The sequence below is a fragment of the Planktothricoides raciborskii GIHE-MW2 genome (genome assembly GCF_040564635.1).
Taxonomy (GTDB): Bacteria; Cyanobacteriota; Cyanobacteriia; order Cyanobacteriales; family Laspinemataceae; genus Planktothricoides; species Planktothricoides raciborskii.
Map to the genome: position 1 here is coordinate 2194225 of NZ_CP159837.1, position 20405 is coordinate 2214629.

A 20405-nucleotide genomic window follows, 5' to 3' on the forward strand; every position below is an offset into this window, starting at 1 on the left:
CGGATCAAAAGATCGACCACAATTTAACACTATGTTTACTCGTTTTCACTGGCTAGAACTGGCGGAATATGTAGCAACGGCAGGATCGGTCGTGGGAACTGTTGTGGCGATCGCCGGACAGAATATTGCTTATGTCACCACTCCTTTAAGTTTAGCGATCGTCCTCAACCTAACTAATCGCCAACGCCTTGCCAAACAACATCAACAAGAATACCATCTTTTAGAAGATCATATTAATCATTACTACGAGGATATTTTAGCACAATTTCCCAGCCGTCTTCCTGCGGCTGAGATTAACCTATCAGAAATCCAAGAACAAATCCAAGACCTGCAAGATTCCCTCAGCATTTTAGAAAATAAATCGGCATCTTTAGCCAGAACAGTTTATCAAAATTTATCCGGCGAATTGAATGTAATTCGGGAATAAATTAGCCATATTTCCGCACCCTTGGATATCACCAACCTAGAAAATGAAATTGAATCCCTTTACGCCCAAATTGCCGCATTTGCGCCAATCAACCTCGCCTAGACAGCCAACAGTATGAAAAATTTTACCAAAATTTTCAAAAGTTAGAACAAAAACACCGTGATGTGATTTTGCCTTGGATCAAGTTATTGGTCAAAGATGTGAAAGATTTGCAAGAAGGACACATGATTATGTCTAGTAAAGTAGAAAACCTCACTCAAGAATTTATCGCTAGACCAGAAGCCGCGCAACTTTCTAAAATTAAAAGAGTCGTATCCCAGTTAAACGAAAGCGTTGCCCAACTGCAAGAAACAGAAGTGATTGCCGACTTATTAAAATCTATCGATCGCCTGCAAGCAGAATTTAATATTTTAGCTGGAAAATTTAATCATCGACCCGAACCCCAACAAATTCATAAGTTAGAATTGTTAGTCACCATGTTAGTCACTAGCGTGACTCATCTAAAGCGAATTTACCGAGATGAAGCAACGCTAAATTCGGTGAATAAGTTAGAAAAACCGAGCAATATTCAACAAAAAAAGTGATTAATATTAGTTATTAATCACTTTATCCGACAAACAGCCAAATAATCCCTGCCCAATAACCAATAAAATAACCAATAACAATAATTTAAGTAGGTGGGCAGAAATAAATGCACCACAGACCCCATTAGAAGAAAAACTGTCATTCCCGCGAAGGCGGGAATCCACAGCCTATCGGCGGGGAACGAAAAGTGCAATTAATTATGTTCACCTACTTAATTATCCCAAGTTTCTAAGTCTTCTTCTCGGCGAAGATATTCTTCAACCGGGTTACTAGAGTCTACAAAAATCATCCCTTCTTGGACTAAACTGGATAAAATTGGCATAATTTCATCTTCCCAGGCTAAATCTGGCAACCAAAGCATCACATCTTTCCCGGTAAACATTTCTAAACTAAAAAGTTTTTCCAGAAATGCTTGATTTACCTCTGGCAGAATCACTTCTTTTTCCCAACATTTGACTTTATACGCGGTTTCAGAAACTTGGGAAATAATCACTCGTTGCCAGGTAGGAATTCTAAAGCGAGTATTGATGTCTTTGGGAAATATATTGAATCCGGTTTGTTGGGGTAATGCGTAAGTATTCACCGGATGGGCTGCGGTCATCAAATCATAAATATATCCCGCAGGTAAATCAGAATTAGCGGTATGTTCTCCTAATTTTTCTAATAATGCAGATAGCTGAGTTTTAATATTTTTCCCATAATTTTCTGTAGGAAATGCCAGATTTTTTCGCCAATCTGGGGATTGTTTTAATTGGTTGACTACCCATTCTAAGAAGTCAATGCCGGTGGCGCAGTGGATGCCCAAGGTAATATGTAATGAGGGCTTACCCACAGCGATCGCATAATGCCAATGTCCCTTGGGCAAATATAACACATCGCCCGGTTCCAACACCGTATTTAAATAAGGTTTTGCCGCTGGAGGTTCAAAATACATTGACGGCTGACTTTCTAAGGGATATTGTAAAGTTTCGGGAAAAACTTTCCACTGTTTTGCCCCATCAATTTGGAGAATAAAAATCTCATAAGGGTCATAATGACTGACAAACCCTTGTTTTCCCGGAAAGGAAGAATAAGCATTAACCGTGAGATTGCTGTAGCCAATTTCATAGCGCAGTTCCGAGACAAATTCGGCAATTTCGGGGACTCGTTTTTGCAGGTTATTAAATTTTAACGTAGCCCCTTTTTGTAAAAACTTAAGTAACTTGCCTGGGTGAAAAATTTCCTGGGGGCTGACCACTTCCGTCCGACTGACAATTTTGCCATTTAAAATTAGGTCAATGTCATTGCTATCTAAGTCGGTATAACTGAGTAAATAGTTTAAATGCTGCCAAGAGAAGAGGCGATCGAATCGAGGATTACCCCCAGCGGAAATATGGATGGCTTTCTTTGTCCAATTTTCCGCCATAAATTGAGAGTAATCATAAGGACTGAGGATATATTCGAGAGTTTTCATATCTCACAAAATCACCGACGCTGGTTTGACTAAAATTTGACTAACATTCGTAGGGTGGGCAATATTGCCCACCACTAACATTTGTAGGGTGGGCAATATTGCCCACCACAATTAACTTACCATCGCGATCGCCCTATTTGTTAAGCAATATGATTAATATTCGGCGGTTTATATTCGGCGCGATCGCCTATAATCGTGATTATACCTGCCCAGCCTATCAAAAAAACGTTAATCTTAAAGCCTGGAGCATTTTCTACAAGCTTGAGCTATAATATCAGATTATTGATATAAAGGAAGTTATATGGACAAAAAAATATATGAACGAGCATTACGGAAACGAAGGTATTCCGGCTGAATACCAGACAATTGCTGAGGCGCTGCGGGCGCAGGTTCAGCAGGTAAGACAAAAGCATATTCCACCGAGAATAAATAAGATAACCGCCGTTCCAGAGTCTGATGGCAATGTGGCGGTTGCTAGACTAGAAATTTTTTCTAATCCCAAGCAAATATATTGGTTTGAGGCAACTAGCAAAAAATCTCCGCTAAATATTCCGGGTGAGAATGGTGGACCGCCCCAGTGGTTTCATCCAAGGCTCGATAAAGCTTTACAAGGAGAGTATTATAATGACGCTCATGCGGAGTATAAATTGTTCAATGCGATCGCGGCAAAAATTCAAGAGTCTAATTTACCGCATGATTTGGAGGGAATTCTCTACCTATATACAGAAAGAGACACCTGTTCGGGCTGTTACTTAACTGGAGATGAATTTAATCAGAGATTTCCAAATATTAGAGTGATTATTTTCTACGATCGCTTATACCCATAAACCTATAATAGTTAGATGCAATAAACCCTGTCTAGTCAATATAGCGGTTATTCTCCGAATTACAGAGGTTTTCTGGATTCCCGCCGGCGCGGGAATGACAGTTTTTTTTCTAGTTCATAACTATGACAATTGCTATATGGAATAGACAGGCTTGATAGTTCAAAGAACTAAATTCTTAATTACACATATTAATTACACATAAGGAGTTAAATAAAACCATGATGCAAAAAATTAAAACCGCAGAACCTAGCTTAAAAAAGTTTTCCAGAGGTTACTACAGAGAATTCCGTTTACCTCAATGGTTTAACGGGCCAGAAGAACTGACCAAAATACTCCAAGAAGTCTGGAATCGATCCTATCCTGATTTATACGATCGCGGTGGGGAGGATGATTTAGAATCTGCCATTGAAGAAGTTCTCAAAACCTTGGGCATACCCAACACGGACACGACACATAAAAGGTATGTTTATATCGCCTGGACAATAGCATTAGCCGCTGAAGCAACCATCAAACATTACTTTCCTGATGACCAAATCTTTCCCAGGGTAGAAAAGCAAGTTCTCTTGTGGCTGGAAAGTGGCGTAGAAGTTCCCGATAATTTCGTAAATATGGTTTTTTCTGATTTAGAGCAAATTGGCAAACATCAAGCGTCCGGGGAAGCCTATAATATTTTGTATGCCACCTTAAACAGTCTGGCTTCTGAGAATGCCTACATCGCTGTTTTGGATACTTTATATTATGCGCTGACTGGAGATGCGGTTTCTGGTTTTTCTGCCGCCAAAAGAGATATGTTCAATTGGTTGATAGTTGAGGTAATTCCTGCCGCTTATTGCTTGCGGGTTCCCGATACTATTTATTCAGGAAAATGGAAGTTTCTTCCCTTAATTGAATATCCGTAGATAGTAGTAGATAGTAGGGTGGGCAATATTGCCCACCCTACATTGATATATCAGTCCTATTTCACAAATTGGGGCATAATTTCCGCTGCGGTAAATAAACCGTAAATTCCCCGTTGCTGTAAATTAATTCCAGCTTTGAGATAGCCAAAAGCCGGGCCGCACACATTGGCCGCCATGCTGGTTTCATCCCCTAATGTAAAGGTATGGGTAGAAATTTTCCCTTCAAAAGTTCGACCAGTGATTTGCACATTGGTACTCAAAGGTTTTTTGGCATTGCGAGTATCTACCACTCCGCCCACGGTGACGCGATCGCGGGGACAAATTCCCGCTAATTCCAACATAATATCGTCGGCGTGTTCCATATTTTCCAGAGTAATTTTGCCCTCAGTGCGATCGAGTAGGGCTGCCACTTCCTCGTCAGTCATAGCCATAGCGCGATCGACCGTATAACCGGGGATATGGGCAATATCTTCGCGAATGGTTGCCCGATAAGCTTCCCAATTAGCAATCCCCACCCCAAACGTAATCTTAACGCTATGAATTTCTGTATAACTTTGCGCCGCTAATGCTGCTGCTGCCGTTAATAACCCAGGAGTTGCCCCGCAACCCGTCATATAAGTAATCCCAGCCGCGCTTAAATCCGCCTTCAGTGCGAGTAACTGTTCTACAGCACTGGTGCGCTTCATGGCATCCACCAGCACCCCGCGCCAACCGGACGCCATAAATTGCTGGGCTACTGATGCCATAAAAGTATTGGGCAAATTCGGCAATGCCAGGAAATAACCATCTACCGGGGCGCTAGAGATTAACTCCTCAATACTATTGTGGGACAAAATTCCCCCGGCTTCCAGATAACCCACAGACCCTTGGTGATGGTACGCGGCCATACATTGGTCTGGGTCTAAGCCTTCGGGGTTGTAAGCATAGCCGTGTTTATCGGCGATCGCCACCAAAATCATTTCCCGTTTGGCGGCTAAAATTCTGGCAGCGGCTTGTCCCAGTCCCCCAAAGCCCAATAGTCCGACGCGGATGGGAGATTTTTGGTTGATGTTATTGGTGAGATGCTCTTGTGTCATGGCACAGATAATCAAATTGAACAGACTCTTATTATCACTCTGGCTGTGTACCGCGAAACATGGCAGGGGATCTTCGTCAAGGAAATTTGTAAGTAAATTTGGCGATTCGGTCGAAGAGCGATCCGATCGAAGCGGAATCGGGAAGTTGCTGAGAGATTTTCGCGATACCTTGACGCGATCGGGAAGTTGCGCCAAACTTGACAAATAATCCTTTATCGCTCTCCTAAATAATAAGTATTGTTAAGAAATCCGGGGTTGTGATTCAATTGATCTCAATCGATCTCAATTGATATTACGACCAGCCAAGCGGCCAGTCATTGACCGGAAATACCCCGGAGACTCGCTCGGAGAGCATTTCAATGGCACGAGGGCGGCCAATAATATCACTTTACTCAGCCAAACTTATGGAAGAACTAGAATTTGTCATTTATCCCGATGGCCGAGTGGTCGAGAAAGTGACTGGCATTGTCGGTTCTTCTTGTGCAGAAGTCACCGCTGCACTGGAAGCCCAATTAGGAGTAGTTCTCAGTCAACAAACGACTTCAGAATTTTTTGCTCCTGTGGTGCAACAGTCAACGTCAGCGATCAACGTAGCAACTTATAGCGATTGGTGATTTTTCTTCTGAATCCGTGGTCTACGGATCGATTGCTTCATTTGTTCAGTGTTGTCCATTTAGATTCCATTCATTAAAAACCAACTCACTATGTCTCATTTCAGCCAAATTAAAACCCAAATCCGCAACCTGTCCTCTTTGGAGTCTGCTTTATCGGATTTGGGGATCGACTGGAAATCTGGCCCAAGAGAAGTGCGAGGCTATCGCGGTCAAACCACTCAGGCGGAAATTGCGATCGCCCAAGACAATGGTTATGACATTGGCTTCCGTTGGAATGGCCAAGAATATGAATTAGTTGCTGATTTGCAATATTGGCAGCAAAATTTAACGGTGAATGGTTTCTTAAATCAAGTCACCCAACGTTATGCCTACCATACGGTGATGAATGAAACTGCCAAGCAAGGGTTTCAAGTAGCGGAAACCCAAAAGCAAGCGGATGGTTCCATCCGTCTGGTGTTGCAACGCTGGGCAAGCTAATGGCTGAGTTTTTTGACCATGAACCCCAGGAAACACCCGAACGGTCTGGTTTTGAACCAGAGTTAGGGGGAGTATTTCGCGATGCCCCGGAACGGTCTGGACTGGAACCGGAATTAGGCGGAACCCTCCGCCAAAAAGGGGTATATGTGGATGAACAAACTTGTATTGGTTGCAAGTATTGTTCCCATGTAGCGCGAAATACGTTTTACATTGAACCTGATTATGGTCGTTCCCGTGTAATTCGCCAAGATGCGGACCCGGAAGAGTTGATTCAAGAAGCCATTGATACTTGTCCGGTTGATTGTATCCATTGGGTTGATTATACGGAGTTAAAAGAACTCGAAGCCGAACGTCAATATCAGGTGGTGATGCCACTCGGTTTTCCGATGGATAAAGCCGCGTCGGCGATCGGTCAACGTCGGAAAAAACAACAGTCTAAACGACGAAAGTCTAGTTAATTCAAAATAAAAACCGGGTTTCTTGAAGAAACCCGGTTTTTTTCTATCTACCGATTCAAAAAATTCAAAACTTTATTTCAGTGGACTATGTTCGGCTAAGATTTTTTCTACTCTCGCTTCATCTACTCTCGCTAATATGTTCTCAGCTTCCTTTTGATCCCGAAGCGTTTTCGCCAGACTAAATGATGACCCTATGGTAAAAACTAAACCCATGCCCATATAACCTTTAATCCAGTTATCCACAGGTAGATAGAAGATCCCCACTGTCATGCTCGATATGGCAATCATAAAAGAAGCCCAAACCTGAAAAATCCAAGCATTTGTATCTTTTTGCGCCACAATTGTTTTCATAGGTTCTTTCCTGGAAGTGAAAAAATGAGAAGAAAATTGCGTTTTGAGGGAATTTGATTAACTGAACTAGATTAACTGAACTAAATTAAAAGAATTTATCCGTATCTTCCCCAACCCCTCAAAAAATTATCTGTTTTCTCCAGTATTTCCTATGGGAAATAGGTCGCCCAATTTCCTATGACAGTTTGTTGACTGGCATAAGTATATAATTTAGATTACATATTAGATATATTTTAATTACTGGTTATATTTTGGCAATGAAAGCGGGGCGACTGATGCTTCCTCGTCACCACTAAAGAGAAAAGAGAAAAGAGAAAAGAGAAAAGAGAAAAGAGAAAAGAGAAAAGAAAAAAGAGAAAAGAGAAAAGAGAAAAGAGAAAAGAAATTTTCCTCTATCCTCTTTCCTCTATCCTCTATTCTCTATCCTCTATCCTCTATGCTATGAACCTCAATTTTATCGGGGTTGAGGTGCGATCGCCTCACTTGACCGCAGGCAAATCACCAATATAAATGCCTAATGCGCGGGCAGTATGCACTAAACCAGAATCGGGATTGACTGGCTGAGTGCCTTTGTGGAAGACATCATCCAGTGACACACTGACCACCTCTCCATTTTGCCAAGCCACCATCCGTCCGTATCGCTCTTCGGCAATCAAATCCACTGCTGCTTTGCCAAACGCTGTAGCGAGGAGGCGATCGAATGCCGAAGGCACCCCACCCCGTTGGACGTGACCGAGCACCGTGACTCGGGCTTCGATTGAGTTGCCACTGACCCGGCAAATTTCATCAGCCACATATTCACCAATTCCCCGCAGCCGGAGTTCACCGTGAGAGTCGGTATAATAACGAGATTCCCCAGCAGAGGTTTTCGCCCCTTCCGCGACGACCACGATCGCGAATTTCCGACCCCAGCGATCGCTCAATTCAGAAATTTTCTTACAAACATTTTCAATCGAGTAAGGAATTTCCGGCAATAAAATGCAATCGGCGCCCCCGGCTATTCCCGCGTGCAAGGCCAAATGACCGGCATCTCGGCCCATCACTTCCACCACCATGACGCGATCGTGACTTGCCGCCGTAAAGGTCAAGCGATACAAAGCATCTACAATGGTATTCACCGCCGTATCAAATCCCACGGATCTTTCAGTCAGGGCCACATCATTATCAATGGTTTTCGGCACTCCCACCAGATTCCAATTTCCTTTAGCGGCCAGTTGAGATAAAATCGCTAAACTGCCATCACCACCAACTCCAATCAAGGCATCCAAACCTAAATCTCGATAACCCGCAATTACTTGATCCGCATTCGCTTCCGTATCTCCTTTATTAATTGATCCCAAAATCGTACCACCGGCACTCAGCAAAGGATCAATTCCTCTTAAGTCCAGACCGTGGACGTTTAACACCACCGATTTCCGCTCAATTAAACCCTGAGTAGCGTAGACAATTCCTAGCACTTCCCAATCATAAGTCAGGGTGGCGTGACTCACCACCGCACGAATGACCGCATTTAATCCAGGACAATCTCCACCACTGGTCAGAATTCCAATTCTTTTGCGAGTTTTCATACAGTTCCCACTGAATTAATCAACTTTCTTTGTTGAGAATAAACTAAACAAACACTTTACGATCGGAGTCTGTAGTAAATTCAGATTTAATAATTTCTTTTAAAAAATTTAATATTTTCTTCAGATATTCTCTGGATTTAACTTATTGCGTTTGATGACCAAATTTTATAGAACCAATTATGCTTATAGTACCAGAAAAAGTTAGATTAGTCACATAAAATATGCTCAATATTATAGATATTTGCTGACAAAAAATATTTGTTGTTGGTTATTTGTTGTTGGTTATTTGTTGTTGGTTATTTGTTGTTAGTTATTTGTTGTTGGTTATTTGTTGTTGGTTATTTGTTGTTAGTTATTTGTTGTTGGTTATTTGTTGTTGGTTATTTGTTATAGTCTAATCCTCGGCTCCGCCGCTCCGACGCCGCATTCTCCGCTCCAGAAGCCCATTCCGCAAGGCCGGAAAAAAAATCTGCAAAATTTTTTGGCATTAAGCGATCGCTTTTCCAAATCTTGTGCTATGATAATTTACGGTCAGCCTGGAGAGGTGGCTGAGGGGTTGAAAGCGGCAGATTGCTAATCTGTTGTACGGCAGGTAACTCCGTACCGAGGGTTCGAATCCCTCCCTCTCCGTAAAATAAGCACTGAAAAACCCCGGCTCACAATGAGTCGGGGTTTTTTTATGTCTGCTTTAAACCATGATTTAAACTATGAACCGCTTAGACTTCGGCCATTGCGGTATTCACCTGTTGGCAGACAAATGGCAAAATGGCTTCGTTCTTACTTTGGGCTTTGCCTTCGGTAAAGACAATTAGCAAGAAAGGACGGCGATCGGGTAACTCAATATACGCCGCATCATGGCGAACTTGGCTCGTGAAACCAGCTTTTGACCAGAGTTTTGCCTCTAGGGGCAAACCCCCACCGAGAAAACCTGTGACTTGATTTTCCGGGTCGGCGACTAAATCTTCGCGATCGAGACTACGTTTCATTAGTTGCATCATCGCTTGTGATGCCCCAGAGGAAACGGCGACTCCGCCTAAAATACTATGCATCAGACGGGCGGTGGCATCGGTGGTTAACATATTCCGATTTTCCATTAGTTCGCCGAGAAAGGCTCGTTCTCGACCATAGGGGCCATCACACCAGGTTTTCTGATTAATATTCACCGATTCAAGTTCGGGCCATCCCAGAGACTTGAAATAACGATTGACAATATTGCGTTGAGATTTCCAGGTTTCCAATGGGCCAGGGGGTAATTCCGGGCCGCTGGTGGTGCCGGTTAAAATATCCACGACTAAACTGGTGGCATCATTGCTGGAGTCAACGATCATATCCCGCACGGCTCTTTGTAGTTCCGCTGACGGGGTAATCATGTTTTTGTCCAGCCATTCATACACGGCCACCAGATAAAATAGTTTGACAATACTCGCGGGATAGATGCGATCGCTCCCACGATAGCTAAAGCCCCGAATGGGATGACTCCAAAACGCTTGTGGACTCAAAGCCCCGCCGGTATTGACGGGAACCGGAGGATCGTAAACAATCCAAGTCATAGCAATTTGATTGCGGGCTAATTCGGGGAATTGCGCCCAAGTCGCCTCTAAAATGCGACTACCCAAGTTTTCTAGTGTTTGATCTTTACGAAAAAATGTCATAAGAAAGTAAATTCACGATAATTTTAGTAGGGTAAACATTGCCCACCCTATCGCCTACAGATGCATAACAGACAACAACAATATCGCTGTCAGATAAATCTGAATCTCTATGATTCTCCCAACTGCGAATCTTTAGCCACCCAAGCAGCAGCGGGTCGTCTTGTGCGAATTGTACTCCCAGAGGTGGATCGCTTAGATGATCTAAAAAATGATCTAAAAAATGATCGACCAATTAAAGTACAACTTTGTGAAGATGACTATCCGGGTTGGTTAAAAAGTGATGACATCATCCACCTGAAACCGACGGAGGAAGTTTATCAGCCACCGATTTTATCCACCGATGAAATTCAAGCCAGACTGCCTGGGGCGATCGCTTTTACTCAAGCGGCTATGCAGCAACCGAATTATTATCTGTGGGGGGGAACTGTTGGGCCAAATTATGATTGTTCGGGATTGATGCAAGCGGCTTTTGCTAGTGTGGGCATTCAATTGCCTAGAGATGCTTACCAACAAGCTGCTTTTACTCAAGCAATTTCTCTGGAGGAGTTGCAACCGGGGGATTTAGTGTTTTTTGGTTCGGCGGTAAAAATTACCCATGTGGGTTTGTATTTAGGTGAAGGACGTTATATTCATAGTTCCGGTCGGGAAAACGGGCGAAATGGGATTGCGATCGATGTTTTGTCCCCAGAAGGCGATCGCGTCACCCAACATTATTATGGCATTTTGCGGGGTGCAGGTCGGGTCATTGCCAGTTATCAACCACAAGAACAACCACAGAACGATTAAACATTTTTCAGATTAAACCGGCTAACTGGTTTTCTCGAAAATCATCAAATGTTGCTGCGGTAAAATATCCTTAGTTTCTCGCCAAACCAAACCCACCGCTTGCATTTCTTTCTTCACCTGTGCTTCGGTCATCTTATGTAATGGCTTAATCATAATCAAGGGATTTTCTTTCCGATATTCCACCAAAACTACTCTGCCACCAACTTTCATCCCCTGAATAATTCCTTCGATCATTTCTCTGGGATAGGCAAACTCATGGTAAGCATCCACCATTAAGGCTAAATCTACCGTATATTCGGGTAGGTTAGGATTGGTTTCGGTGCCTAAAATAGTTTGGACATTTTCAATTTTATTTTCTTTTTTGAGAAACTCCAGAATGTCGATCATTTCTGGTTGAATATCTACCGCGAGCACTTTGCCCTGAGAAACTAAAGGACTAATTCTAAAACTAAAATAACCCGTTCCCGCCCCAATATCAGCGACAATATCTGTCGGTTGCAAATCAAGGGCATTAATCAGTTTTTGCGGCTGTTCTTCGGTTTCTCGACTGGATCTTTCTAACCAACCAGCCCCTCGGTGTCCCATAACTTGAGCAATTTCTCGACCCATGTAAAATTTGCCAATGCCGTCAGGGTCGTGAACCGTCCGCTGTTCATAATGTGCATAAATTCCAGAATCCGCGAAATTGCTACGCAACGCTTCCGCGATCGCCGTTGTTTCTAAGGCGCAACCATTGCCGATAAAAATAATCAGCGGCGTCAATAAAATTAGTAGAATTTGGTAGGGGCGAAGCATTCGGGCGAATAATCTCTGGGAAAAAGCCAAAAATTTATTCCCCGAATGCTTCGCCCCTAGATTTTTTTTATTCCCTGAAAATAATTGATTTTTCATTGTTTTTGGTTATTTTAAATTACATCAATTCAATCGATTTTAATTGGTTAAAATTTTGCCACAAAATTGGATAACCATTCCAATAAATTTAACTTGTGGATCACAATTTGTCTAGCTTCGGCGATCGCCTCTTTAGCCTCATACCAAGCATCGGGAGTTGCCGTCACTTCTTGGATAAATTGAATGCCTTTTTCATCCAAACTGGGCAACCGGAGAAAACTACCCGGAGGCAATAATTTATCAGGGGCGGTTCCCCCGTAATAAATCGGTAAACACCAACATAATAAAGCATCCCATAACTTTTCCGTCACATACCAATCATTCTCCGCATAATTTTCTATAGTCAGATTATAATAATAAGGAGCCATACCATGCCACTTATTGCCCAAACTGCCACAAGATTTAGTCCAGTCGGGCAAATTGCGACCATATAAATCAACATCCAATTGAGAATTGACTAAAGACTGCATGAAGTCAAACCGTTTTTGATGAGTTACAGCCCGGTTTACCCCGGAAACAATCCAACTACAAGGTTTAGTTTTTTCCGGCGATTCTAGGTCATTCAAATCCCGAAATTCATTTAACAGATACCAAATTGCTGGCATATAATCCGGTTGCGGGGCATAGTCATCAGGACCAGAAATATACGCACAATATTTTTTAGCAGATTGATAGTGGCGAATGGTGCGCGGCAACACTTCATCAAGAGGCGGTTCGCGCCAAAGAAAAATACAGCGTTCTTTGGGAACTCCCCGCAATTTGGCTTGCATTTCTGCCAGTTCTTGTTGATAGCGTTTTTCTTTTTGTGGCGCTTTTAAATAAGACCAAGGTTTAGGATATTCGGGACGACTTGGCCAAGTAAAAAAGTTATAAAATAGTAAAAAATCTGGCTGAGGATGCGGGGCCAACATTTGCACATTACCCCACTGCCCAAATGGATTAGGGGTTTGATGCCATAACCAATCCGCTGCACTGGGATTAAGTTTGGGGTAACTGCTAATCATGCCGATAATTTTTTTGCTCATTTTCTGCTGCCTATTTTTAATCACAATATTTAGGTTTCAGTATTCAGCCTTTAATCATAGCATCAAGCCACTTTTAATATTACCATTAATGATTGTTGCCTGCGAAAAAGAAACCGGGTTTCTGCGACAATTTTGGTTTTTTAACAAAGAATTTTCTAAGAAACCCGGTTTCTGGGTCTCGGTTTCTGGGTCCCCGTTTCTGGTTTCCCCCCGAATTGCCTACAAATCAGTCAATAACCTAGCTTTCCGTAAAATAAACTTTAACACCGTCTCATCTTGAGCAATAATATCCGCCTGAATTTCCATTCCTGACAATAAAGCATTCTTGGGATCATCTTTTAAATAGAACTCGTCCGCTTCAATTGTCACCTCATAATAAGGAGGGATTAGATTAGATCCGGAATTTTGGAGGATAATGGCATCGGGAGAAATCGTCTTAACAGTTCCGGGTAAAATTCCATAATCAGGATAAGGATATGCACTGACCCGCATTTGTGATTTTTGGCCAACTTTCACTTTACCAATATCCTGAGTAGCAATTCTGGCTTTAATCACCAAAGGAGTATCATTCGGGGTAATTTGAGCAATTTCTTCTCCTATTCTGACAATTTGGTTGGGATTTCGCAAATTTAACTTGAGAATTGTCCCGGATATGGGTGCAGAAACAACGGTTTGCCGGAGTTCGTGCTCCACCTGCAATAATTCTTGGCGATCGCTCTCTAGTTGCTTTTCCAGTTCACTTTGACGTTGGAATAAACTGTTTTGCTCTTGATTTAATCGGGCTAAAGTTCCGGCTCCTGTGGCTTTTTCCTGAGCAATTTTTTCCGCTGCCATTGTCACCATGCCATCACTAGGATTAGCCGCAGCTAAGGCGGCTTGTAAACGAGCTTCAGCCGATTCTATGGCTTTGGTCTGACGCAGTGCAGTTTGTTTTTGCCCTGCCAATAATGCAGTACGTTCGGCTACGGCTTCTTCTTGTTGTTCAACAGCTAATTGGGCTTCTTCTAATTGATTTCTACTTAATGCACCGGATTCGGCTAAAGGCTGGTAGCGATTCAGCTTTTCTTGAGCAATTTTTAAAGCCGATTCACTAGCCCGTAAAGACGCTTCATAAGCTTGAATATCACTCTGAATTTTTTGCCATTCTTCCTCAGCCATCAGCAAATTTGCTCTCGCTTCATCCACTTGCGCTTCAACGGTTAAACGCCGTTCACTATGTTCTGTTTGCATCCGCAGATGGTCTGCCTCCGCAACCGCGATCGCCCGGTTCGTCCTTTCGGTTTCCGCATTCAGTTGCAGATTTAAGTTCGCCAACTGTCCTGACACCTGTTCTAATTGCTGTTCAATTTGGTCAATACTGATTTCTAGCTGGGACTGACGAGTGCTGACACGAGAGGTATCCAGAACCACCAGGGTTTCTCCTTCAGTCACCGTCTGATTTTCTTTAATATTAATCTCGGTGACAGTCCCCTCGGTGGGGGCTTGCACCAGCTTAACCTCTCCTGTGGGACGCACCACTGCTGGGGCTTTCACGGTGACAGGTAAAGGAGTAAAAGCAGATACCGTAAAAGCAGCGACCACTGTCCCCACTAAAAAAAAGCCGCCAAATATTGTCCAGCCACTCACGGGAGGCAAGAAGTCATCATCGTGGGCGATCGGTAATAATTCAGGGTTGGGGTTTCTCAGTACCATTACGGAATTTCCTGTAACTCAATATGGGCAAGGCTTTCAGGCAAATGCTTTACGAAAACTTCACAAAACCCAGGTGATTTATCAGGTTTTATGAAGGGATGATTAAAAAAAATTCAGTAAATGCCCCGATTGATAATTTTTTTTTATTGATTATATTAATGACTATAAGATAAAACAAACCAAAAAGCCAAGAGAATAACACCATGAAAGCTGACAAAACCGCTACCACCAACAACACCCAAAAACCCAGCCAAGACATTCGCAATAATTCTTTATTCACCAATATGACCGCTGAGGAAGAAGTGTTTGTCCGGGGTGGAACACAACGTTTCCGGGCGGCAGAACTATTATAAGAAGTGTTTGTCCGGGGTGGACGTTTCCGTGCGCCAGAACTATTATAAGAAGTGTTTGTCCGGGGTGGACGTTTCCGTGCGCCAGAACTATTATTTTAACCCTCTTAATTAATGAACACAGAGGACAAAAATATGAAAGCTAACAACACCGCTACCACCAACAACACCCAAAAACCCAGCCAAGACATTCGCAATAATTCTTTATTCACTAATATGACCGCTGAGGAAGAAGTGTTTGTCCGGGGTGGAACACAACGTTTCCGTGCGCCAGAACTATTATTTTAACCCACTTAATTAATGAACACAGAGGACAAAAATATGAAAGCTAAGAACACCGTCACCAACAACACCCAAAAACCCAGCCAAGACATTCGCAATAATTCTTTATTCACCAATATGACCGCTGAAGAAGAAGTGTTTGTCCGGGGTGGTGCGGCAGAACTATTATTTAAACCCACTTAATTAATGAACACAGAGGACAAAAATATGAAAGCTAAGAACACCGCTACCAACAACACCCAAAAACCCAGCCAAGACATTCGCAATAATTCTTTATTCACCAATATGACCGCTGAAGAAGAAGTGTTTGTCCGGGGTGGACGTTTCCGGGCGGCAGAACTTTGAACACCCCTCTATAGTATAATTAACTAATGGCAATAATTGCAATAATAACTTCCGAGATATTATAGTTTCGGAAGTTTAATTTATGTCTGGGTCATTTATCGGAAACATGGCGCGGGAAGACCTCAATCTCAGCGTAAGCAGATTGGCGATGCGTTGTGCGCCTTAACTTTCGCTTTTGATGCTACAATAACACCAATAGGAAGGGTCGGTGAACCAAGAATCCCCACATTCAGCATAAGTGGCATAAGTGGCGTGAGGAGTGTCCATCAGCAAACCCTAAATAAATTTAGGCATAATTGACATAATTCTCCCGAATACATATAATATATGTATGCAAGTTGAATGGAATCCTAAAAAAGCTAAAAGCAATTTACAAAAACACGGAGTCAGTTTTTCTGATGCTGAGGCTGTGTTGTTCGATCCTTATTTCTTTTGAAGATCAATCAGCACAAGGTGAACAGCGATTTATTATTATGGGGATGGATCACCTTCGGCGGTTGCTAGTGGTAGTCTATACCTATCGAGGTGATAGCATTCGCTTAATTTCTGCCCGTCCTGCTACTGCTAAGGAGAGACATGAATATGAAACCGGAATATAATTTTGATCGGTCTAAACGGGGTGCAATCATCCCACAAGAAGGTAAAACTCGCATTACCATCTATATTGATAATGATATTCTCGAAGCCTTTAGACAAAAAGGAGACGCTGAAGGGAAAGGTTATCAAACGATGATGAATCAAGCGTTACGACAATATCTTGATCAAGCCAAACTCCCCTTAGATGAAGATACATTACGCCGGATTTTTCAAGAAGAACTGAGGGCTGTAACTTTTGTTAATTCAGTTTGAACACCCCTCTATGGTATAATTAACTAATGGCAATAATTGCAATAATAACTTCCGAGATATTATAGTTTCGGAAGTTAAACTTATGTCTGACTAATTTATGAAAAAATATCCAATTGTCCTTCAATATAGTGAAGAAGATTGCGGAGCAGCTTGTTTAGCCACAATTGTTAAATATTATGGGAAACAATTTACCATTAATCGCATTAGAGAAGCCGTGGGAACCGGACAACTCGGCACAACTTTAACGGGTTTAAGAAGAGGGGCAGAAAGTTTGGGATTTGATGCTCGTTCCACCAGAGCCCAAGCCCAAATATTAGATCAAATGAAAAATGCGCCTTTACCTGCCATCATTTACTGGCAAGGTAATCATTATGTCGTTTTATATGGACAAAAAGGTAAAAAATATATCATCGCGGATCCTGGTGTCGGTTTACGCTATCTAACTCGGCAAGAATTAGCCGACAATTGGTCAGGATTTATTACCCTGTTATTACAGCCCGATCCAGTCCGCTTTGCTCAACAACCGAACGATAAAATCGAAGGAATTGGGAGATTATTTCAGCGCATTGCTCCTTATACCTTTATTCTACTAGAAGTTTTACTGATTAATATTGTTCTCGGTTTGTTAGCCTTAACCTCACCCTTTATGATTCAAATATTAACCGATGATGTCTTAATTAGAGGCGAAGAAAACATCCTGAGAGGATTAGGAATCGCCATTATTATAATGAACTTAATAAGTAGTGGCTTACAAGTCATCCAATCAAACTTAAGTATGCAGGTTTCCAACCGGATACAATTAGGCTTAATCAAAGAATTTGGCCGCAAAATATTAAAATTTCCTTTACAGTATTATGAAACTCATCGCAGTGGGGAGGTAGTCAGCCGTTTAAAGGATATTCAAGAAATTAATTTCTTTATTTCTCAATCTTTAGTCCGAGTCTTAACTCAATCTTTTACGGCGATTATTTCTTTAAGTCTGATGTTATTTTATAGTCCTAAATTAACCTTAGTCATTGGCTTAATCACTTTATGCAGTGCTACCTCATCTTTGGTATTTTTGAGGTCATTAATAAAAAAAATTAGAGATGTTATGATCTTAGAAGGGGAGACTCATAGCGTTTTAATCGAAAGTTTCAAAGGGGCCGTCACCTTAAAAACAACCACCGCCGAACCTCAATTCTGGGAAGACTTACAAAGTCGGTTTGGCCGATTAGCCAATTTAGAATTGAAACTCGGACAAATTGGAGTCACCAATTTTAATTTCTCGGAAATTATTTCTGGCATTGGTGGCATCGTGTTACTCTGGTTTGGCAGTACCTTGGTCATTCATAAGGAATTGACGATCGGACAACTCTTAGCCTTTAACAGTATGAGTGTTAATTTTACTGTCTTTATTAAAATAGTAGTCGGCTTAATTAGTGAAATTGTTAGAGTGAAAGTTGTGACTGAACGGATATTCTCAGTGATTGACTATCCGGCAGAAACCGATAAAGATTTTCAGAAAGAATGGGTGACATTCCAAGATAATGATCCAGTGTGCTGTGAAAATCTCTTATATCATCATGCGGGCAGATTAGATTTATTTCAAGATTTTACCGTAACCATTAAAGGAGGAAAAGTCACGGCGATTATTGGGGAATCTGGTTGTGGAAAAAGTACCTTAGTCAAGCTACTAGCTGGATTATATCAATTGCAGGGAGGCACAATTAGAGTCGGAGCGTATAACTTACAAAATTTAAGTTTAGAATGTATCAGAAAACAAATCATTTTAGTTCCCCAAGAAGCGCAGTTTTGGAGTCGAAGTATTATTGAGAATTTCCGAGTGGGTTCACCTCATGTAACTTTTGAGGAAATCGTCAAAGCTTGTCAATTTGCCCAAGCGGATGGATTTATCGATCGCCTCCCGGACAAATATTTTACCGTATTAGGGGAATTTGGCGCTAATTTATCCGGTGGTCAACGGCAAAGATTAGCGATCGCCAGAGCCATTGTCAACGATCCACCAGTCTTAATTTTAGACGAATCCACATCAGGGTTAGACCCCATTAGTGAAGAAAATTTATTAAATGAATTATTAGAGTATCGTCGCGGAAAAACCACAATCATGATTAGTCATCGTCCGACTGTTAATGTCAGAGCAGATGAGATTATTTATCTAGAAGATAGTCAATTAAAGTTACAGGGCACTGTAGAGAATTTGCTGCAAATTGAGGGTGAACATCTAAGATTTTTAACCTAGCGATCGCCCCTTAAGAAACCGGGTTTCTGCGACAATTTTTGCCGGAAAGCAAAGAGTTAATTAAGAAACCCGGTTTCTGGGTCTGTGGGCTTCAAGGGCTGTAAAAGGCGGGAAAATGATCCCTGCGATCGCGGTTATTAGTGGCTCGATCATCATTAATCAGAAATCAGCAGAGCGATCGCCATGCCATAATATACTCAAGACTCAAGACATTGATGGAATTGGGGGAATTAATCTTAACACCGAAAATTATTCCCCCCAAAAGAACTTGGCAAGAAAACCGGCGATATTTTTCTGTGTTTGTTAATTCTTTTTAATAATTCAGTTTAAATGTTATAAATTAAGCCGAGGTGTCAAACACTTCGGCTTAATCTCGGTTATGATACCCAATAATCTGGGTATGTCCTATCAAACATAAGTTTTTAGGGAGTAAGATGTTCCGGGAATCAATCCCAACCATTTTGGTTTAATCTTTAATCTTGAAAATTATAATCTGCCGTTTCTTCAACCACCTGTTTTCCTTCCTCAATTAAATATTTTAAAAATTCTTCAGCCACCACAGAAATCTGTTTATTTTTGGGATAAATCACATACCAAGAACGTTCAATGGGAAAGTCCTGTACATCCAATATTTTTAATTTTCGAGTAGACCCTTCTAAGGCTAAAACATGACGAGAGACTACAGAAATCCCTAACCCACCGGCGATCGCTTGTTTAATCGCTTCATTGCTGCCCAACTCCATCCGAACTTTTACCGAAACACCGTGTTCTTCAAAGATTTTTTTCACCGCTTTCCGGGTTCCAGAACCTGGTTCACGCATAATAAATGGCTCATTCTTCAACCGTTCAATCGGAATATTCTTTTCATTGGCTAAAGGATGATTTGATGCCGCCAAAACCACTAAAGGATTGTCGAGGAATTTGTAAGAAGTCACCTCAAAATTTTCTGGCAATTTACTCAGAATATATAAATCATCTAAATTCTGACTTAATCGTTCTTCCAATACTTCATGGTTGGTAACTTGAAGGGAGACATCAATTCCCGGGTAGCGATGACAGAAAACTCCCAATAAACGAGGAATAATATACTTAGCCGTTGTCACCACGGTTAATCTTAATTTTCCTTCTTTGAGTCCTTGGAGATTCGCAACAGTCATTTCAAACTGCGCCAATCTTTCAAAAATATCTCGACAAGTTAACAACAGTTGTTCACCGGCTTCAGTTAAGTAGAGACGTTTGCCAACTTGCTCAAACAATGGCATTCCCACCACTTTTGCTAATTGTTTGACTTGCATGGACACGGAAGGTTGAGTCAGAAACAATTCTTCCGCTGCTCTGGTAAAACTCCGATGACGAGCCGCTGCTTCAAAAACCCTAAGCTGATGCAGTGTTGCCTGGTTCAATGTTTTTTCTCCTGGTTATTATATATAGAGTCTAGTATATTATAACCTATTTATTAATTATTTTTGCTTATGAAGCCAGGATAAATTTTTTTATTCCCAAGTTCTGCTTCCGGGCAGAGGAGCGGAGGGGCGGAGGGGCGGAGGGGAGTGTGG

General features: G+C 41.8%; 23 protein-coding genes, 1 tRNA gene and 1 pseudogene. 16 read left to right on the plus strand and 9 right to left on the minus strand.

The annotated features are described in order from the left end of the window. Positions 1-31 precede the first annotated feature (31 nt). Positions 32-427 carry a hypothetical protein gene (locus tag ABWT76_RS09230; RefSeq protein WP_054465671.1) on the plus strand — a complete coding sequence of 132 codons (396 nt, stop codon included), beginning with the start codon at positions 32-34 and terminating at the stop codon, positions 425-427. A gap of 170 nt (positions 428-597) precedes the next feature. Next, the gene (locus ABWT76_RS09235) at positions 598-1011 is read left to right on the plus strand and encodes a hypothetical protein (protein WP_190879329.1); all 414 of its coding nucleotides are present in this window, start codon (positions 598-600) and stop codon (positions 1009-1011) included. Positions 1012-1223: 212 nt separating this feature from the next. Here ABWT76_RS09235 and ABWT76_RS09240 read toward each other — a convergent pair whose 3' ends face one another. Further along, positions 1224-2465 carry a cupin domain-containing protein gene (locus ABWT76_RS09240; RefSeq protein ID WP_190879331.1) on the minus strand — a complete coding sequence of 414 codons (1242 nt, stop codon included), beginning with the start codon at positions 2463-2465 and terminating at the stop codon, positions 1224-1226. 317 nt (positions 2466-2782) lie between these two features. Here ABWT76_RS09240 and ABWT76_RS09245 point away from each other — a divergent pair, with 317 nt between their 5' ends. Further along, positions 2783-3292 carry a deaminase domain-containing protein gene (locus ABWT76_RS09245; protein WP_190879335.1) on the plus strand — a complete coding sequence of 170 codons (510 nt, stop codon included), beginning with the start codon at positions 2783-2785 and terminating at the stop codon, positions 3290-3292. Between the two features lie 218 nt (positions 3293-3510). Then, positions 3511-4191 carry a hypothetical protein gene (locus ABWT76_RS09250; protein ID WP_242049995.1) on the plus strand — a complete coding sequence of 227 codons (681 nt, stop codon included), beginning with the start codon at positions 3511-3513 and terminating at the stop codon, positions 4189-4191. A 56-nt stretch (positions 4192-4247) separates the two neighbouring features. Here ABWT76_RS09250 and ABWT76_RS09255 read toward each other — a convergent pair whose 3' ends face one another. Continuing rightward, positions 4248-5267, minus strand: a complete 1020-nt coding sequence (locus tag ABWT76_RS09255) for a saccharopine dehydrogenase-like oxidoreductase (protein WP_190879337.1) — start codon at positions 5265-5267, stop codon at positions 4248-4250. Positions 5268-5671: 404 nt separating this feature from the next. Between ABWT76_RS09255 and ABWT76_RS09260 the strand changes: the two genes are divergently transcribed. The 3 genes from ABWT76_RS09260 to ABWT76_RS09270 all read left to right on the plus strand — a co-directional run bounded on the left by ABWT76_RS09260 (position 5672) and on the right by ABWT76_RS09270 (position 6816). Next, on the plus strand, positions 5672-5881 hold the full coding sequence (locus tag ABWT76_RS09260; RefSeq protein ID WP_190879339.1) for a DUF2997 domain-containing protein: 210 nt from the start codon (positions 5672-5674) through the stop codon (positions 5879-5881). A gap of 90 nt (positions 5882-5971) precedes the next feature. Then, on the plus strand, positions 5972-6358 hold the full coding sequence (locus ABWT76_RS09265; RefSeq protein WP_190879341.1) for a DUF1257 domain-containing protein: 387 nt from the start codon (positions 5972-5974) through the stop codon (positions 6356-6358). Continuing rightward, positions 6358-6816, plus strand: coding sequence for a ferredoxin (locus tag ABWT76_RS09270; protein WP_190879343.1), 459 nt, complete (start codon positions 6358-6360; stop codon positions 6814-6816). Before ABWT76_RS09265 ends, ABWT76_RS09270 begins: the two co-directional genes overlap by 1 nt. 72 nt (positions 6817-6888) lie before the next feature. Here the strand turns inward: ABWT76_RS09270 and ABWT76_RS09275 are convergent, their stop codons facing one another. After that, entirely contained in the window at positions 6889-7167 is a 279-nt protein-coding gene (locus ABWT76_RS09275) for a YiaA/YiaB family inner membrane protein (protein ID WP_190879344.1), read from the minus strand. 479 nt (positions 7168-7646) lie between these two features. Next, a complete protein-coding gene (locus ABWT76_RS09280; RefSeq protein ID WP_190879346.1) occupies positions 7647-8735 on the minus strand; it encodes an ATP-dependent 6-phosphofructokinase in 1089 nt (362 codons plus the stop codon). 538 nt (positions 8736-9273) lie between these two features. On the opposite strand from ABWT76_RS09280, the gene ABWT76_RS09285 reads away from it, so the two are divergent. Beyond that, a tRNA-Ser gene (locus tag ABWT76_RS09285) sits at positions 9274-9365 on the plus strand. A gap of 86 nt (positions 9366-9451) precedes the next feature. Here ABWT76_RS09285 and ABWT76_RS09290 read toward each other — a convergent pair. Further along, positions 9452-10387 carry a serine hydrolase gene (locus ABWT76_RS09290; protein ID WP_354635992.1) on the minus strand — a complete coding sequence of 312 codons (936 nt, stop codon included), beginning with the start codon at positions 10385-10387 and terminating at the stop codon, positions 9452-9454. A 60-nt stretch (positions 10388-10447) separates the two neighbouring features. Here ABWT76_RS09290 and ABWT76_RS09295 point away from each other — a divergent pair, with 60 nt between their 5' ends. Next, positions 10448-11173 (plus strand): C40 family peptidase, encoded by a 726-nt coding sequence (locus ABWT76_RS09295; protein ID WP_354635993.1) that lies wholly within the window; start codon positions 10448-10450, stop codon positions 11171-11173. Between the two features lie 21 nt (positions 11174-11194). Here the strand turns inward: ABWT76_RS09295 and ABWT76_RS09300 are convergent, their stop codons facing one another. From ABWT76_RS09300 to ABWT76_RS09310, 3 genes are all read right to left on the minus strand, one after another. Next, positions 11195-12064, minus strand: coding sequence for a methyltransferase domain-containing protein (locus tag ABWT76_RS09300; protein ID WP_354635994.1), 870 nt, complete (start codon positions 12062-12064; stop codon positions 11195-11197). A gap of 47 nt (positions 12065-12111) precedes the next feature. Beyond that, entirely contained in the window at positions 12112-13089 is a 978-nt protein-coding gene (locus tag ABWT76_RS09305) for a glycosyltransferase family 10 domain-containing protein (protein ID WP_190879350.1), read from the minus strand. Positions 13090-13308: 219 nt separating this feature from the next. Further along, positions 13309-14781: an HlyD family efflux transporter periplasmic adaptor subunit gene (locus ABWT76_RS09310; protein ID WP_054465683.1), complete on the minus strand. Its 1473-nt coding sequence runs from the start codon at positions 14779-14781 to the stop codon at positions 13309-13311. A 203-nt stretch (positions 14782-14984) separates the two neighbouring features. Between ABWT76_RS09310 and ABWT76_RS09315 the strand changes: the two genes are divergently transcribed. The 7 genes and pseudogenes from ABWT76_RS09315 (at position 14985) to ABWT76_RS09345 (ending at position 18849) form a co-directional block, all read left to right on the plus strand. Further along, positions 14985-15134: a hypothetical protein gene (locus tag ABWT76_RS09315; RefSeq protein ID WP_156331634.1), complete on the plus strand. Its 150-nt coding sequence runs from the start codon at positions 14985-14987 to the stop codon at positions 15132-15134. Positions 15135-15266: 132 nt separating this feature from the next. Further along, positions 15267-15419, plus strand: coding sequence for a hypothetical protein (locus ABWT76_RS09320; protein ID WP_156331635.1), 153 nt, complete (start codon positions 15267-15269; stop codon positions 15417-15419). Between the two features lie 33 nt (positions 15420-15452). Continuing rightward, a complete protein-coding gene (locus ABWT76_RS09325) occupies positions 15453-15596 on the plus strand; it encodes a hypothetical protein (RefSeq protein WP_190879352.1) in 144 nt (47 codons plus the stop codon). Between the two features lie 24 nt (positions 15597-15620). Next, complete coding sequence (locus ABWT76_RS09330) at positions 15621-15758, plus strand: hypothetical protein (protein ID WP_156331636.1); 138 nt, start codon at positions 15621-15623, stop codon at positions 15756-15758. Between the two features lie 331 nt (positions 15759-16089). Next, positions 16090-16357, plus strand: a pseudogene (locus ABWT76_RS09335) (BrnT family toxin). Further along, the gene (locus ABWT76_RS09340) at positions 16335-16607 is read left to right on the plus strand and encodes a BrnA antitoxin family protein (protein ID WP_354635995.1); all 273 of its coding nucleotides are present in this window, start codon (positions 16335-16337) and stop codon (positions 16605-16607) included. The pseudogene ABWT76_RS09335 and the gene ABWT76_RS09340 overlap by 23 nt, the downstream one beginning before the upstream one ends. A 97-nt stretch (positions 16608-16704) precedes the next feature. Further along, positions 16705-18849 (plus strand): peptidase domain-containing ABC transporter, encoded by a 2145-nt coding sequence (locus ABWT76_RS09345; protein WP_054465685.1) that lies wholly within the window; start codon positions 16705-16707, stop codon positions 18847-18849. A 473-nt stretch (positions 18850-19322) separates the two neighbouring features. On the opposite strand, the gene ABWT76_RS09350 is transcribed toward ABWT76_RS09345, so the two are convergent. Next, positions 19323-20252 carry a LysR family transcriptional regulator gene (locus ABWT76_RS09350; protein WP_054465686.1) on the minus strand — a complete coding sequence of 310 codons (930 nt, stop codon included), beginning with the start codon at positions 20250-20252 and terminating at the stop codon, positions 19323-19325. Positions 20253-20405 lie beyond the last annotated feature (153 nt).